The 15,907-nt window shown below is 58.1% G+C and carries 11 protein-coding genes; 9 read left to right on the top strand and 2 right to left on the bottom strand.

All coding sequences use genetic code 11. The features are described from left to right. The first annotated feature begins 298 nt into the window (after positions 1 to 298). Both Thiosp_RS24535 and Thiosp_RS24530 read left to right on the top strand, forming a co-directional pair. A complete protein-coding gene (locus Thiosp_RS24535; protein WP_201066538.1) occupies positions 299 to 1,132 on the top strand; it encodes a sirohydrochlorin chelatase in 834 nt (277 codons plus the stop codon). Continuing rightward, on the top strand, positions 1,129 to 1,923 hold the full coding sequence (locus Thiosp_RS24530) for a SapC family protein (protein WP_201066540.1): 795 nt from the start codon (positions 1,129 to 1,131) through the stop codon (positions 1,921 to 1,923). Before Thiosp_RS24535 ends, Thiosp_RS24530 begins: the two co-directional genes overlap by 4 nt. 41 nt (positions 1,924 to 1,964) lie before the next feature. Here the strand turns inward: Thiosp_RS24530 and Thiosp_RS24525 are convergent, their stop codons facing one another. Together Thiosp_RS24525 and Thiosp_RS24520 are read right to left on the bottom strand one after the other, a co-directional pair. Further along, on the bottom strand, positions 1,965 to 3,302 hold the full coding sequence (locus Thiosp_RS24525; RefSeq protein WP_201066542.1) for an HlyD family type I secretion periplasmic adaptor subunit: 1,338 nt from the start codon (positions 3,300 to 3,302) through the stop codon (positions 1,965 to 1,967). A gap of 74 nt (positions 3,303 to 3,376) precedes the next feature. Continuing rightward, positions 3,377 to 5,122: a type I secretion system permease/ATPase gene (locus tag Thiosp_RS24520; protein WP_201066544.1), complete on the bottom strand. Its 1,746-nt coding sequence runs from the start codon at positions 5,120 to 5,122 to the stop codon at positions 3,377 to 3,379. A gap of 401 nt (positions 5,123 to 5,523) precedes the next feature. Between Thiosp_RS24520 and Thiosp_RS24515 the strand changes: the two genes are divergently transcribed. The 7 genes from Thiosp_RS24515 (at position 5,524) to Thiosp_RS24485 (ending at position 15,832) form a co-directional block, all read left to right on the top strand. After that, positions 5,524 to 6,186, top strand: a complete 663-nt coding sequence (locus Thiosp_RS24515) for a hypothetical protein (protein ID WP_201066546.1) — start codon at positions 5,524 to 5,526, stop codon at positions 6,184 to 6,186. A gap of 89 nt (positions 6,187 to 6,275) precedes the next feature. Next, a complete protein-coding gene (locus tag Thiosp_RS24510; protein WP_201066548.1) occupies positions 6,276 to 8,369 on the top strand; it encodes a M12 family metallo-peptidase in 2,094 nt (697 codons plus the stop codon). A 700-nt stretch (positions 8,370 to 9,069) separates the two neighbouring features. Continuing rightward, on the top strand, positions 9,070 to 10,056 hold the full coding sequence (locus Thiosp_RS24505; protein WP_201066550.1) for a DUF4214 domain-containing protein: 987 nt from the start codon (positions 9,070 to 9,072) through the stop codon (positions 10,054 to 10,056). 314 nt (positions 10,057 to 10,370) lie between these two features. Then, a complete protein-coding gene (locus tag Thiosp_RS24500; RefSeq protein WP_201066553.1) occupies positions 10,371 to 11,144 on the top strand; it encodes an ABC transporter permease in 774 nt (257 codons plus the stop codon). After that, complete coding sequence (locus tag Thiosp_RS24495; protein WP_201066555.1) at positions 11,141 to 11,308, top strand: hypothetical protein; 168 nt, start codon at positions 11,141 to 11,143, stop codon at positions 11,306 to 11,308. Before Thiosp_RS24500 ends, Thiosp_RS24495 begins: the two co-directional genes overlap by 4 nt. 4 nt (positions 11,309 to 11,312) lie before the next feature. Then, positions 11,313 to 12,617: an ABC transporter ATP-binding protein gene (locus Thiosp_RS24490; protein ID WP_201066557.1), complete on the top strand. Its 1,305-nt coding sequence runs from the start codon at positions 11,313 to 11,315 to the stop codon at positions 12,615 to 12,617. Further along, positions 12,614 to 15,832, top strand: coding sequence for a class I SAM-dependent methyltransferase (locus Thiosp_RS24485; RefSeq protein ID WP_201066559.1), 3,219 nt, complete (start codon positions 12,614 to 12,616; stop codon positions 15,830 to 15,832). Before Thiosp_RS24490 ends, Thiosp_RS24485 begins: the two co-directional genes overlap by 4 nt. The last annotated feature ends 75 nt before the right edge of the window (positions 15,833 to 15,907 follow it).

Genomic DNA, 15,907 nt, shown 5'->3' with positions numbered 1-15,907 from the left:
GAGAATCAGGTCGATCCGCGCCGATCCCAAGCGGCCTGTGGTAGCCTGCATTTCTGGTGGGCTATGACTTGTCGTCGTCTCAGCCGTTTTCAGTTACGATTATGGAAAAGCGCCTTGACGATTATTTCGCCATAACCTTGACCATGTTCTCAGCGATGATTCTGCTCATCGTCTCCCTCTTTGAACGCTCTGCGCAGCCTCGCCGGTGAGGACGAAAAGCTCGCTGGCGTCCTACGGAGCTTTTCGCTGCTATAGCCGGTTCTCGCTGCAATAGCCAGCTTCAGGATATCCCGCGTCTATGCCTGAAATTCTGCTCGTCGACAACGGCTCCAAGCGCGCCCAAGCCACCTTGTCCCTGCGCGGACTCGCAGGCAGACTCCAAGCCCTAACGGGAAAGGTCATCGCGCCCGTCTCCCTGCTCCATTCAGACAGCATCCCCGCCGCTGCGCTTGATGGTCAGCCGGCGCTTACCCTGGCGCCCTATCTGCGCCACCGGCTCGCAAGCGGGCAGCGCGACTTCCTGCTGCTACCGCTGTTCTTCGGCCAAAGCCGTGCCCTGACAAGCTACATTCCCGACACCGCCAACACCTTGCGCGCCGACTTCGGTGACTTCCAGCTGCGCACCGCCGCTCCGCTCTGCCCGCTCCCCCAGGGTGAACCGCGTCTGGTGGACATCCTTGCCGACAATCTCGCACAATGTCGCAAACAGGCCGGCCGGCCGTTCGAGCAAGTTTTTCTGGTCGACCACGGCTCACCCATCCGCCCGGTCACCGCCGTGCGCAACTGGTTAGCCGGCGAGCTATCCCGCCGTCTCGACGCAGGCATTGGTCTGACGCAAGCTGCGATGGAGCGCCGCCCCGGCAGGGAATACGACTTCAACGGCCCTCTGCTTGCCGATGCGCTGGACGCTTATGCCAGCACCCATCCGCGGGCCAGTATCGCCGTGGCCATGCAATTTCTCGCACCCGGCCGCCACGCCGGCCCCGACGGCGACGTGGTCGATATCTGTCGCGGCATTGAACAGCGCCATCAAGGCTTCAGCATCAGGATATCCCCCCTGATGGGCGGTCATCCCTTGCTGATCGAGATTCTCTCCGATCGGCTGAACCAACAAAGCCAGGATCATTCATGACCCAATTCGTTCCCATCTCCGCCGAACAGCATGCCAGTTTGCGCTGGCGGCGCTACACCTCCTATGGATTTGCCCAGCAGACGCACCTCGCCGCCGTAGTGGGGGCCGAGCTACCCAAGGCCGCGATGAGCCTGCCCATCGCCCTGATTCCTCGGTCCGGCGCGACGGGTGGCCAATCTGAGGACAAGCCGGGATACATGTTCGTCGCTCTGCTTGGTCTGGAGCCGAGTGTCAACCTCTTTGTCGCCCCCGACGGTCGTTGGTTAGGGCGCTATATTCCGGCCGCCTTGCGTGGCCATCCATTTCGTCTGGCCCAGGCCGGAGAGGACAAACTCGCGCTCTGCGTTGATCAGGACAGCGGCCTGATTGGCGAGGACGGGGACGAGCCCTTCTTCGACCAAAATAACGAGGTCGCAGAGCCGGTAAAGCAGGTGATGGAATTCCTGACCCAGATCGAGCGCAATCGCACCGCCACCCTCGGGATCTGTGATCGGCTGCAAGCCCAGGGGCTGATTCAACCCTGGCCAGTTAAGCTACAGGGTGCCGACGGCGGCGAGCGCACGCTTGAAGGCCTCTTTCGCATCGACGAGGCCGCGCTCAACGCCCTGTCCGCCGAGGGCCTTGCCGAACTGCGCGACGCCGGAGCCCTGTCCCTAGCTTATTGCCAGCTTCTGTCGATGCAACAGCTCTCACTGCTTGGCGAACTGGCACAGGCGCGCGCCGCCCAAGCACCCAAACTCGATGATGTCTTCAGCTTTCCCGACGACGACCTGCTGCATTTTGGCGATTGATCCGCATTAGCGCGAAGCAGCCGCAAAGCGCAAGCGAGGGCTCAGTCCTCCTTGAAAGCGGTAGCGAAGATATCCGTAATGGGCTTCATCAGATACTCAAGAAACGTCCGCTCGCCGGTAATAATCATCACCTGCACCGGCATGCCCGGTTGCAGGGTTTTTCCGGCGAGCTTTTCCATTCCCTCAGGCGTGACCTTCACCCGCGCAAGATAATAAGACATACCGGTGCGTTCATCGGTCAGGCTGTCGGCGGAAACCGTCATCACCTTGCCAGGAATGTTCGGCGTGGTGCGCGCGTTAAAGGCGCTCATGCGCAGATCCGCATTCAGGCCGGGGAACACACGGTCGATGTCCACGGGGTTGACCTGGGCCTCGACAATCAGATTCTCATCCATCGGCACAATATCGAGCAACGGCTCGCCTGAGCGCACCACGCCACCGATGGTATGTAGATTCACCGACACGACGTTACCCGTGACCGGTGCGGTAATTTCTGTGCGCTCCAGCGTCTTGGTCAGCGCCCGCTGACGCTCGCTGAGATCGCCCAATTTTGTTTCCACGTCCCGCATCTCGCTGGCGACTTCGGTATTCTGCTGCCGGTCGAGCTGCACAACTTGCAATTCCGTCTCGCTGATGCGTACCCGAGTCGCGGCGATTGAGGCCTGATGCTCCGCGCGCTCGCCTTCAAGTTCTGCCACCATGCGCTCCCATTCGCGCAATCGGCTCTTGTCGCCAAGCCCCTTCTTGAACAAGGTTTTCAGCCCGTCGATTTCTTCCTGGTAGAGATCGATCCGCTTCTGTTTGGTCTCGGATTGTGCCTCTAGCCCGAGAATCTGCTCTTGAAGTTGAACGGCGCGCTGGCGTAGCACGTCCTTCTCGCCCTGCAGCGCCTTGCGTCGGGTTGCGAACACCCGCTCCTCGCCGTCGATCGCCTCCGCAATGCGCGGATCATCCCGCTCCTTCAAAAGTTCTTGCGGAAAATCAATGGTCTCCGCGCCATCGCGCTCGGCAGTCAGCCGTGCCAAGCGCGCCAGCAGGCCAAGATACTGGCTGCGGACAATTTCAAGCTGGGCGCTGGCCTCGGTATCGTCGAGTCGCACCAGGACCTGACCCTTTTGCACATGGTCTCCCTCATGCACCAGAATCTCATCGACAATTCCGCCCTCAAAATGCTGCACCGTCTTGCGGGTGCTCTCCACCGCCAGCACTCCCGGCGCAACCGCCGCGCCGTCGATTGGCGCGACCGAGGCCCATACGGCAAAGGCGCCGAAGCCGAACAGCAGCACCAGCAGCCCGGCGATCCAGATCGGCTTGTCGTTGGTTGGAACCTGAGACTCTTCGTCGGGTTCGACCCGGCGCGGAACAACATTAATATCCATAGTAAGGGATGGCTGTCTTGAGCTGTGATAGAGAGAACAGAATCGGGCCGCGATCAGCCCAGGTCGAATTGGCGTTAGCTCGCCGCCTGCTGGGCCTGCAACGCAGGTCGCGCGACGGGCGCCGGGCGCGCGAACTGCGCAAGCACCTTCTCGCGGGTGCCAAAGGCTTCCACCATGCCCTCACGTAAGACAACCACCTTATCGACATTGTTCAGCACACTGAGGCGGTGGGTAATCAACAGCACCGTAGAACCCTCGGCCTTGAGCTGACCAATGGCCCGCACCAGCGCCGCCTCGCCCTGATCATCCAGATTGGAATTGGGCTCATCCAGCACCACCAGCACCGGGCTGCCATACATAGCCCGCGCCAGGCCGATACGCTGACGCTGCCCGCCGGAGAGCACCGCGCCGGCATCGCCAATTGGCGTGTCGTAGCCCTGTGGCAAGCGCAGAATCATCTCATGCACCTGCGCGCGCTGGGCTGCGGCCACGACTTTCTCAGCATCCACCTCGCCAAAGCGCGCGATATTCTCGCCCACAGTACCCGCAAACAGCTCGATATCCTGCGGCAGATAGCCAACATAGGGGCCCAGCTCGTCGCGGTTCCATTGACTGATGTCGGCCCCGCTCAGGCGCACCTTGCCGGAGGCCAGCGGCCACACGCCAAGCACCACGCGCGCCAGGGTCGACTTGCCCGCCGCGCTTGGCCCGATAATGCCGACGATCTCCCCAGGCTCGACCTCAAAGCGCACCCCGCGCAGCACCGGAATCTGCGCGCCCGGCGGAGCTGCGACAACATTCTCAACCGTCAGGCGCCCATCTGGTGCCGGCAGGCTCATCGCCCGCGGTCGCGACGGGATGGCGGCCAGCAGATCACCCAAGCGCCGATAGGCTTGGCGTGCCGAGAGAAAACCCTTCCAACTGCCGATGAGGAGATCGATTGGCGCCAGCGCGCGGCCCAGGATGATGGACCCGGCAATCATCATGCCCGGAGTAATCTCGTGCTGGACCGCCAGATAGGCGCCCAGACCCAAGGTCATCGACTGCAACGCAATGCGCAGCGTCTTACTGAGGCTCGACAGACCACCAGCGCGATCACTGGCCACCGACTGCAAGTTCAGCAGCTCATTGTGCTGCTTCGTCCAGTGCTGGCGGACATTCTCGCGCATGCCCATGGCCTCCAAAGCCTCGGCATTGCGCAGATTGCCATTGAGATAGTTACGCCCGGCAATCGCCAGGCCGTTAGCCTTCGCCAGCGGCTGTTGCGTGGCGAAATTATTCGCCGCAGCCACTGCCGTCAGCAGGAGCGCGCCGCCAATCGCGAGAGTGCCAATCCAGGGATGAATGATATAGAGCACCGCGATATAAATTGGCATCCAGGGCGCGTCGAAAAAGCCGAACAGCGCATTGCCGGTCATGAACTGGCGCAGACTGGTCAGATCATCAATCGGCTGCGAGCCAGGCCCACGCCCGCGCAGATTGGCGTCGAACATCGCATCGAACAGGCGCCGGCTCATCAGCACATCCATGCGCGCGCTCACCCGCACCAGAATCCGCGAGCGCAGCATCTCCAGCACGCCCATCACCGTAAAGAGCCCAAGCACCAGTAGCGTCAGCATCAGCAGCGTTGACTCGCTGTTGCTGCCCAGCACCCGGTCGTAGAGTTGCAGCATGTAGATGGCCGGTGTCAGCATTAACAGGTTGATGAACAGGCTAAAAATGCCTGCAAACACAAAGGAATTGCGGCTGAGCTTCAGGATGTCCCGCAGCTCGTTCTCGGGTTTTTGGTGGCCGTGGCCGCGAAAATGGGGAAGATGCATAGCGGTTAGAGCGGGAGTTTGGGGGAATTTATCTAGCTTCGGTAATGTCTGTCACTGTATCATCCGAGCGCGCCGGACCTTAGGCTGCCACAGAGGTCAGGAACCGAGCACAAAGATGATCGTTTCCGGAAATCACCTTGCGACAAGACCGAGCTATAATAACACCGACTCAAGTGCGTCGAAGCCGTGACATGCACAATTACAAAGTCTGGCATCAGCAAGGGCTACTTAATTTTTTGTAACCTCTGCCGTTAATCTGTATCTTGTGTCGCCCTACACACACGTGGTCTAATTACGTACAGCGGATCCGCCGCGTGTTGATCTCCTGCTCTGCATATTCTCGACCAACAACGCACTTTTCAGCTACAGCACACTTGCACGACCAACCGGAGATAGCCGCCATGCGACCTGTTCCACTGCTCTTATCGGTTCCCTTGGTAATTATGGGGTTTCAGGGTATTTCCCAAGCGGCCGAATCCAGCAGCCACTCGGCCGTGAATGCCGTGGCCGGTTTGCAAGAAAGCAACCCAACGGTGATTCTGTGGCCGACAACCGCGCCTGATGAACTGCTCGCAGACCAGCAGAGATCTGCCAAAGCCTCTCCAGCAGACGGATGGCCAAGCGATAACAAGCCTGAATACGTCCTGCGCACCGGCGCCGTCATGCTTGATACAGCAGCGCTAGCGCAAGAACAACGCACGAATCGCCTGGCCGCGCGCGCAAACACCGACGGTACTGCCGACGCAGTGCCTGAGCGGCTGCAACTCGGGCTTTTCTCCGACACCCTGCTCGACGTTGAACTGACATCCCGAGTGCGGCCTGCACCCGGGGTGCTATCTCTCAACGGCCGCGTCCCGACGAGCGACTTTTCGACCTTCTCAATGACTGTCTCGCCAGCGTCCTATCTGATCACCTACACGGACCCGGAAAGCGGTCGGGTGTACAGGGTGGTTGGCGATAGCTCTACCGGATATGGAGCGGTGACCGAAATCGATCCCGCCAGAATGCCTCCAAGAATTCACGAACCACCACGGGTTCCTCCGCTCGCACCAAGCCAGCAGTGATTTTCCGTCCTCATCATGCGGGTATCACCCCCAGGCTGACTGACCGCCTTGGACATCTGTCTGGCGGCAATTTTTCCTAGGAGCCATTCATGGTCAACAAATATTCGAACTACGGTGGTTTACTAACAGCGGCGCGGACTTTTGTGCTGATGCTCTGTCTTCTGCCAATCGGCCAGGTTGTGCGGGCGGCGACAACGATCGACATCATGCTCGTTTACGACAACAGCGCCAGCGCTTGGGTGGCGAGCAACGGCGGCATGGCGACCTTCTCCCAGGACGTGGTCACGCGGCTGAATCAGGCCATGCAGAACAGCGGCATCGATGCCAATTTCAGGCTGGTTCACGCGATGGCTGTCGACTATGACACCACCTCTGGCCCCCGGTCACCCTTGGGCGATGACCTTGATGCACTGTCCGGCGGCGCGGGGGTTTTTGCTGATGTGCACCATGCACGGGACACTTACGGAGCGGATTTAGTCGGCATGCTGGTTGATCACGGCAGTGCGTACGGTTACGTGGGTGTTGGGTGGGTCCTGAGTAACTGGTCAGGCAGTCCGAACTACGCCTATACCGTCAACGCCATTCAGGCGGTCGCTCTCAATCACACGCTGACGCACGAAATGGGGCACAACTTTGGGGCCGATCATTCCAAGTATCAGACATCGGATCCAGGGCCGAACATGTATCTGGACGGAGAATACTCTGCTGGTTGGTACTTCACCGGTACCAACGGTGTGGACTATCACACCATCATGGCCTACGACGACAGCGACAATGATGGCCGTCCTGATTACACGGAAGCACCCTTGTTCTCGACCCCGAGCGAAAACTACCAAGGCACCGCGGCCGGAGATGCCACTAACGGTGACAACGCACGTCTGATTGGTGAGACCAAGGATGTCGTTGCCGCCTATCGCGCAGCGGTGATTGACCCAGACCCAGTTGACCCAGATCCGGTTGATCCAGACCTGTTACCCGATCTGATCGCCACCTCGGTCACCAGTTCGGCCACCGCCATACCAGGAGGCGAAATTCAAGTGACAGCTAGTGCTAGTAACCCGGGGAACGCCACAGCTGGTTCCACTTGGTTGGGCTACTATCTCTCGACAGACTCCGCTATCAGCCTGTCAGACACCAACATTGGGTGGGGTTGCGTTATCGGAGAACTCCCACCCGGCGGGACAGACGTGCCTTGCTCCGACTCCATCACTCTGCCCGACGACATTACTCCCGGCATTTATTACTTCGGCGCCTACGCCGACGCAGACCAAGAAGTCCCCGAAAGCGACGAAACCAACAATGGCCTCGCCGCACTTTCACCGATTACCATAAGCGCGGTCGAGTCTGGCGAGTTCATGCTCGATGTGGCCAGCATTGGCCTAGGCGAGATAAGCAGCGTTCCTGCTGGTATCGACTGCGCGATCGACTGCCAGACAAGCTTTCTTGCAGGAACTCGGGTCACTTTGACCGCTACGCCAGATGCCGGGACAGAGTTCATCGGCTGGGGTGGAGATTGCGCGGAGCAGGGCACGGCGACAACCTGCAGCCTGGATATGGATGCCGACCGATTTGTCGCAGCGGCTTTCGGTGGTGGAATCACGAGAGCCGAAACCACTGCCTGGTCCGTGGCCGAGATTTACATGGCAACATTGGGCTACGCACCAGATAACGAAGGTCTGCAATATTGGATAGAGAATATCGACACCCTGCCCCAATGGACGCAGGAGACAGTGGCTGGCAGCTTTTTCGACCAACCGCTGGTGCAACAGGTCTACCCGCCGGAAGCCGGTTATGGAGCTTTCATTGATGCGCTCTATCGCAACCTGTTCGGTCGCGGTGCCGACCAACAGGGCTATGACTACTGGTTGACCCAGCTCGAATCCGGCCAGATTGCTCGACAGCACATGCTCATTGCTATGATCAATGGCGGCTGGGCTAATCCAAGCCCGGATGCCATTGCAGACATGCAGCGCTTTGGCCTTCGCATTCAGGTTGCCCTAGCTTTCGCCGAGTACCAAGCTGACAACAACATCGTGTATAGCGAACTGAGTGAAGCGTATCAGCAATATCTGCGCGAGGTAGGGCGTGACATGTTGCTTGACGTTACTGTTGACGAGACCACACGAGATGCGGCCATTGCTAATATTCCAATCGTGCTTGCAGGGCTCAGTGCCTCAAAATAAGCAATCAACGCACAATGAACTCAAAACAGAGCAACACGCAGTACCCCTTTTCTTTCCGGCCGGACTGCATCCGACGCCGGGCACTCCAATCGGGGTGCTTGGCTTTTTATCTTGTAAGTCTGCCAAGCCCCGAGCGGATCTGTTAGGATCTGCGACCCGTAAGTTCAATACTACTTTAGACATTATGATCGTAGGTGACAATACGGCCAGCAGGAGTTGCAAGCAACGCCAACATAAGGAGTATTCCGGAATGGTCTCTCGTCGAAACAGTATGGCGCGTTGTTCTTCAGCTCGGACAGCACAAGGCTGGCTCAACTAGGGCTAAAATTGATGCAGCTGCGCAGGCTGCGATGGAAATGCTGGATCCTGAAGTACCTGCGGACATGGAAGCCACCCGGCTGACTGCGCCACTACAGGGCACTGTAAATTTATCTGGTAAGATTTTGCAACCATGCTAATACGATCCATTGAAATAATTAAAAAAAGAAGTTTACATCATCATAAAGTTGCAAGTCGGACAGCCTCCTAAACAGCGTCGCGTTCGAGACGCCCAATTTTGGCGGCGCCTCTGGTTCGGAACAAACTACGAATTTGTCGTGAGATGCCATTAAATGCCCAAATGGTGTAAACGACCGTTGACAAGGCAATGTGATACATTAAAGCAGAATGATCAGTAAACAACCCCTACGGAGTAATAGATATGGCTAGGCCAGATAGTTACGGAACCTATGAGCAGGTGCTTGAGCTGTATGCTGGGATATGGAGCGCAGCGCCGGACACCGCTGGATCTGCGTATTGGCAAGAGCAGATTGACCAGGGCATTTTCAGTTATATAGATACAGCATCCAGTTTTTTTGACCAGGCACTGGTGCAGGATCGGTACAAAGATGGTCAAGGTACTCCGCTTAAAGGTGAGGCGTTCGTAAACGCCTTGTATCAAAATATCTTCAACGTCGCCAGTGCTGATCAAGAGGGATTAGACTATTGGCTCAGTCGGATGACCGATTTAGGAATCACCGACTATAACAGTGACAACATCGGCGTATTGGCGATGGAAATGATAGATGGTATGTGGGCTAATGCCGCCGCTTCATCCACGCAAGCGCTTTATCGCAACTGGGTCGAGGCATCGAATGCCTTTGTTGAAGGACAGAACAGCAATAATATCGATTACGCGGGAATGAGTGCCCCAGAGCAGGACATCTTTCTTGCTGTCGCCCGCAATCTCCTAGCCGAAATTGGCAACGACACCGATTCGGCAACGATTCAAACACATGCGGGCGAAGCAATTCAGGCGCTCAGTAGTGGTGAAATGACTGTCACCCTTGCGAGCGGATTTTGCGACCTCAGCGGTGCTGATGGACTCGCCGAGACTTTTGTCATTGGGTTCGACTCGACTAGTGGTGTCGCGAGTGCTGAAGGGAATATCGTGATCATTGAGAACTTCAACGTCAACGAGGACACTCTACACTTTGATGATGCTGCTGGTACGCCGATTGACTGGGCTTCGTTCTTGGATGTCCAGGCTGGGGGGGCTCTTGTTTACGTCGATACGTTCGATGACAAAACGGTTATTGCCTTCAATGATCCCGACCCCAGCAGTAGCACACCGGGGTCACAAATCACGCTCGCAGGTATCCTCGACAGCAGCCTCGGTGACGGGAATCCATTTTTTGAGGTGATCTAGAAATAGGTTCTAGTCTTTCCTGAGGAGCACCGTGAAGCCGATGACCGCGGCGACTTGGTTTTAATTGCCAGGGCTGTGAAGCCGTTGTGAAAACTGAGCCTTTGTGAGCGGAGGATAGCAAGCGCTCAGGGGCTCTGCGACATGGTCATCGGTTTCATCGGGTGTTAATCGCGAGCTCGTTCAGAGTGCCGGCCTTGTCTATGGCAATTCATGTTGAAGGCGGATGAGGGCAGAAATTTGCCTAGAACCGATTTCGTTTGTTGCCCCGAGGTCCGCTCCCCGCTGATTGAGAATCAGGTATAATCTCGTCGCCTATGAGTCCGCTGCTACTGCTGAACTTCACCCGCCAGGATTTCGTCGATCGTTACGCCGGCTCGGCGTTCGGGGCAGCCTGGGCCTTTATCCATCCGCTGGTGATGATTTTTATCTTCACCGTTATCTTCGCTAACGTCATGGGAGCGAGGCTTGCTGGCGAGGAAGGCTCAACCTACGGATATCCTATCTATTTGGTCAGCGGGCTCCTGCCATGGCTCGCTTTTGCGAACACCGTATCCCGGTCTTCCACCGTATTTTTCGAAAAGCGAAACATTATTAGCAAGATTCAGGTCACGCTAGCCTATTTGCCCATCTATATTGTGCTTTCGGAGTCCGTCACATTTGCCATTTCTCTCAGTCTTTTCCTCGGTTTTCTCGCCATTATCGGGCAATTGCCGAATAACCTCATCTTACTGTTACCGCTGATTTTCATCCTGCAACAAATTTTTGCTTTCGGGCTGGGGTTATTCTTTGGCGTGCTCAACGTTTTTCTGCAAGACATCAAGGAGATGGTTGGGGTTCTCTTCACTTTCTGGTTTTGGCTCACCCCTATCGTGTGGGTATCCGATATCGCTCCGGTCTGGGTGCAGAATCTTCAGGCATTACTCAATCCGGCCTATCTGTTCGTGGCTGCCTATCGGGATATTTTTGTCCATGGCGTGGTGCCGGACTTTACTGCCTTATCGCAGCTCGCCATCATTGCGCACGCCACCCTGCTGCTGTCCTGGTTTGTGCTCAAGGCGCTGGAGAAAGACGTGAGAGATTTTCTGTGACTTTCTTTCTCAGCCTTACTGTCGCCCTGTTGTTTGCCAGTCTGATCACCGCCCACTTCATCATCCGTCATCTGCAGGCGCGCTCAACCGCAGCGCTCATTGGTTTGTCGCTGGCTTTCTTCCTGCTGGTATTTCAGATCGGCCGCCTGACGTTGGAAGCCTGATACCGTGATTGCTGCCGACGGACTTAGCAAGCGCTTTCGCCTCTACCGCAAGCCATCTGATCGCTTGCGTGAGATCATTCTGCGCCGCAGCTTCCACAGCGTGCACCAGGCACTGAGCGACGTTTCCTTTCGTATCGAAGACGGTGAAACGCTCGGTATCATCGGTCCGAATGGCGCCGGTAAATCCACCTTGCTCAAGATTCTCACCGGCGTGCTCATCGCCGACACTGGCCGTATCGACATCTCGGGGCGCATTACCGGGCTGCTGGAACTGGGTACCGGTTTTACCATGGACATGACCGGGGTCGACAACATTCACGCCAATGCCATGCTGCTTGGTATGAATCCTGCCCAGGTTCGCGAGCGCCGCGACGCCATTATTGACTTTGCTGAGCTTGGCGACTTCATTGCTGAGCCGCTCAAGACCTACTCCTCAGGCATGCTGATGCGGCTTGCTTTTGCTATTGCCATCCATGCTGATCCGGTTTGCTTCGTCGTGGACGAGGCTTTGTCGGTAGGGGATGCCTATTTCCAGCAGAAGTGCATGCGTGCTATCCAGGCTTTTCGCGAACGGGGGGGCAGTATTTTGTTCGTCTCCCACGATCTGAGCGCTGTAAAAATGCTTTGCGATACCGCGATCCTGCTTGAGGATGGACGGATTATTGACCAGGGTGTGCCTGCCGCCGTTGTTGATCATTATCACGCACGCATGTTAAAGCACAGTCACGGTGGTGATGTGCCTGCTGAAATTCACGCTCCGTCACAAGCCACGTCAAGAGCGCCGCAAGGAACGGTCGCTAAATCAAAAAGCGAACCGACCATGGCCGAGACTCAGCCGCTCATCGGCACTGGTCAGGTCAGACTGCTGGGTCTGCATCTGCTCAATGCTGACGGTGAGCCAGTTGAGGCTGTCACCAGCGAATCGCCGCTCACCATTATCGCGCGCATTCAGGCGCTAAAGGATCTTGATCAACCCCATTACGGAATCGGCGTACGCAACCGTTTTGGCCATTCCGTCTTCGAGACAAATACACATTGTATGGGGCAGCGTCCCGAGCCGGTAAGTGCTGGGCAAAGTGTCGCAGTCACCTGGCGGTTCGATGCCAATCTCGTCGCAGGAGATTATTCCGTCACTGTGGGGGTCGGTAATCGTCCATACGGTACAGGTAGTTTTGAGGAGATTCTATTCTTCGCACACGAACTTGCCATGCTCAGCATAGAAACAAATCCCAACGCCATCCGCTACGACGGCTACTTCAACATGCACCCGCAAGTCGCAATCACGGAGCCCTCTTCGGAGCGCGCATGAATAAACGCCCATCGCAAATGACGCCCCGTAGCGACGATCTTGCCGCTTGGTGCGATGGTGAGTTTGATCCGCACGCCTCGCCGACAGATATTTTCAATTGCTTCCGGCTGCTGCTAGGTCGTCTCCCCAGCCGGAGCGAATGGTCTGGCCATAGCGCCCGTGTCGGCGAGGATCTGGCCTCGGTCGTCAGCGGCTACGTGAATTCACGCGAGTTTTCTGGCCGTGGACTGATAGGTCGCCAATTCCTCGACGACTTGCAATGGTGTCAGCTCGATGGGTTTGGCCTGTTAGTTTCCAGCACGGATCTCGCAGTTGGCAAGGCAATCGCGACCGGCACCACCTACGAGCCGCATGTTGCCCGTGTATTCCACGAGCGTCTGTCTCCTGGCAGCGGAGTACTCGATATCGGCGCCAATGTCGGCTATTTCTCGATGTTGGCAGCGAGCCTGGTCGGGCCGAACGGCTTTGTGCTTGCGGTCGAGCCAAGTGCAGCGAATGTCAAGCTGCTTGAAACCAGTCGCCGACGCAATAGGTTCTACCATTTGCGGGTGCTCATGGCAGCTGCCGGGGATCAGCTTGGCTTGCTCGGATACAACAGTTCCCATTCCAATGGCATCGCTGGCAGTTTGGCAGACGGCGTCGAGGTCGCACTCGCCGCCGAGTTGGTCCCCGTGGTTCCAGTGGATAGCCAGTTGGTTGCAGAGCAGCGTATCGATCTGATCAAAATCGACGTTGAGGGTGGCGAATACCTTGCCTTAAAGGGGCTGACTCATACGCTTGCCCGTTGGCAGCCGGCCGTGGTGTTCGAATTCTCGCCCGAGGCGCTTACCAATATCTCCGCAGCACCCTGGCAGTCTATTTTTCAGCTGCTCGCCTTGCATGGCTACCGTTTCCAGGCATTGGGCGCCTGGAAAGACGGTCGCTGGACGATCGATGCCCAAGACCTGTTCGACTGCTATCAGGCCAGCGGAGTCGATCACATTGACGTGCTGGCTGAACCCGACCCAAATGCGCTATCGAAACCCTCGGTCCACGCCAGCGCGTCCCTGCGTGACACCTATACCAATGCTTACTACCTCGAAGACTGCGGCGGTTTTGCCACCTATACAGCCTCCGGCGGCAAGGCGCTGGACCCCCGGCTCGACACTATGGCGCGCCTGGCCACGGCCCACCGTGAGCAGCCGTTTGATGAGTCCACCCGGGTGCTCGACCTCGGCTGCGGGCGCGGCGAGCTCACCCGCTATTTCGCCGCCCTGGGTTGCCGGGTTGACGCCATTGACTATGCCGAGGCGGCCGTGCGTCTGGCTGAGGACTGCTTCGCTGGCGAGCCTGAAGCCCGCGCCCGCGTGCGGCTGCAGTGTGGTTCAGTCACCGACGTTGCTTTGTGGCAGGGGCCTTATGATCTCATCCTCGCCTCCGACCTGATCGAACATCTGGCACCAGAAGAAAATGTTCGCCTGTACGCCCTGGCTGCGGCCCACCTGAGTCCCTCGGGCTGCCTGATTGTGCACAGCTTCCCCAACCTCTGGTACTACCGCTATGGTTATCCCCGCCGCCGGCGCGAGGCCGCCGCGCGTGGAGAGATGCTGCCCGCAGAGCCGCGCACCCACTACGAACTCACCATGCACATCAACGAGCAATCGCCGCGTGTCATGCGACGCCAGCTCTGTGACGCCTTTGCGCAGGTGCTCTTGTGGGCTGGTGACCACCAAACTCCGGCAGGCAGCCTTGCCAAGCGCTTCACCAAGAGCGACTGGCGCGACGCCCCCTCGCTGTTCGCTATCGCCGCCCAAGGCCAGCTTACGCGCGAGCGCGTCATCACCGCCCTAGAGCGCCCAGCCCCGGCACCTGACGCGTTTTCGCCTACGTCCCCGTCCGCCGCCCAGACTCCCGCGACCATGCTAATACCCAATAATCCGGAGATCGACTTCCCTGCCCTGAACGCCCGTGTCCAGGCACGGCTCGAGTCCATGCGGGATACCCCGCCCCCGGATCTGACTCCGCAACAGCCGCCGCCGGACTCTATGCGCCGTTTCAATCTTGTTCAGCTAAAGGCCTGGGTCGCCAGCATTCCCGTGCTTGGCAGTGTAGCGGTGAGAGTTTACGCCTGGCTACAACCCTACCGACTGCTTAATCGGATCAACCAACTGGAAGCGCGCACGGAGGGACGTCTGGCGGCAGCTGAGGCCTTGTTGCAACAGGCATCCGCGCACCTCAACCAGCATGATGATCTGCACCGGCAGGCTCAAGAGCGCTGGCAGCTGGGTGAAGAGCGCTGGCAGCTGGGTGAAGAGCGCTGGCAGCTGGGTGAAGAGCGCTGGCAGCTGGGTGAAGAGCGCTGGCAGGATATACAGCTCAAAATTCGCGCTGCTGCGGACATCCGCCAAGAGTTACCTAGCCTCAAGCGCCGGATCGCTGAATTAAATTCCGTGCAGGCGCTTTTGGCTCGCACAATCGAGGGCGCAAGTGCGGTGCCAGTGGCAAGCCAGGCACCGGCCAGCGTCCAAACAGCGCCACCCGCGCCCGAAGACCAGGCCTTCTACGTCGCATTCGAGGACAACTTCCGCGGCGACCCGGCGAGTATTGAAGAGCGCCTCGGCTATTACCGCCCCCTGTTGAAAAAACATCTGAAAAACCAGCGGCTCCTGCACGCCCCCCCCCAGCTCCGGTCGGCCGACCTCGGCTGCGGGCGCGGCGAGTGGCTCAACGTGCTGCGGAGCGAATCGATCGAGGCGACGGGCATCGATCTCAATCCGCACAATATCCATCATTGCCAAGCGCTCGGCCACAGCGCCGAGCAGGCCGATGCGCTCACCTGGTTAGCGCAGCAACAGCCAGCCAGCTTTGCACTGATTACATCCTTTCATCTCATTGAGCATCTACCCGTCGAGACCCTGCTGGCACTTCTTGGCGGCTGCGCTCGGGCACTCGCCCCTGGAGGCCTGCTGATACTCGAAACCCCCAATCCGGAAAATCTACTCACCTCAGGCACCAGCTTCTATATGGACCCGACCCATCGCCACCCATTGCCACCGGCCTTGCTGCAATTCATGCTCGACTACCACGGGTTCACTGACATCCAGGTCCACAGACTCAACCCAGTCGACGCCAGCCAGCATCTGCCGGAAACCAGCGAAACCGCCAAGCGCTGCAACTATCTCTTCTACGGCCCGCAGGACTACGCTGTCAGTGCGCAAATACCCGCATCAAACTGACCCAACCCCATCGGTCCAGCCACTGACATTCCGCACATTGTCAATCGGCACCTTGCAACCAGGCCACCGGACCTT

Origin of the sequence: Thiorhodovibrio litoralis (assembly GCF_033954455.1) — a bacterium.
GTDB lineage: Bacteria > Pseudomonadota > Gammaproteobacteria > Chromatiales > Chromatiaceae > Thiorhodovibrio > Thiorhodovibrio litoralis.
Note: the sequence above shows the minus strand (reverse complement) of the source record. Positions and strands in the feature narration are given on the sequence as shown.

Excerpts from the sequence above, each read along its gene's own strand:
- Thiosp_RS24515 (WP_201066546.1), top strand. The coding sequence starts at position 5,524 with ATGCGACCTGTTCCACTGCTCTTATCGGTTCCCTTGGTAATTATGGGG.
- Thiosp_RS24525 (WP_201066542.1), bottom strand. The coding sequence starts at position 3,302 with ATGGATATTAATGTTGTTCCGCGCCGGGTCGAACCCGACGAAGAGTCT.
- Thiosp_RS24530 (WP_201066540.1), top strand. The coding sequence starts at position 1,129 with ATGACCCAATTCGTTCCCATCTCCGCCGAACAGCATGCCAGTTTGCGC.
- Thiosp_RS24500 (WP_201066553.1), top strand. The coding sequence starts at position 10,371 with ATGAGTCCGCTGCTACTGCTGAACTTCACCCGCCAGGATTTCGTCGAT.
- Thiosp_RS24535 (WP_201066538.1), top strand. The coding sequence starts at position 299 with ATGCCTGAAATTCTGCTCGTCGACAACGGCTCCAAGCGCGCCCAAGCC.
- Thiosp_RS24505 (WP_201066550.1), top strand. The coding sequence starts at position 9,070 with ATGGCTAGGCCAGATAGTTACGGAACCTATGAGCAGGTGCTTGAGCTG.
- Thiosp_RS24520 (WP_201066544.1), bottom strand. The coding sequence starts at position 5,122 with ATGCATCTTCCCCATTTTCGCGGCCACGGCCACCAAAAACCCGAGAAC.
- Thiosp_RS24485 (WP_201066559.1), top strand. The coding sequence starts at position 12,614 with ATGAATAAACGCCCATCGCAAATGACGCCCCGTAGCGACGATCTTGCC.
- Thiosp_RS24510 (WP_201066548.1), top strand. The coding sequence starts at position 6,276 with ATGGTCAACAAATATTCGAACTACGGTGGTTTACTAACAGCGGCGCGG.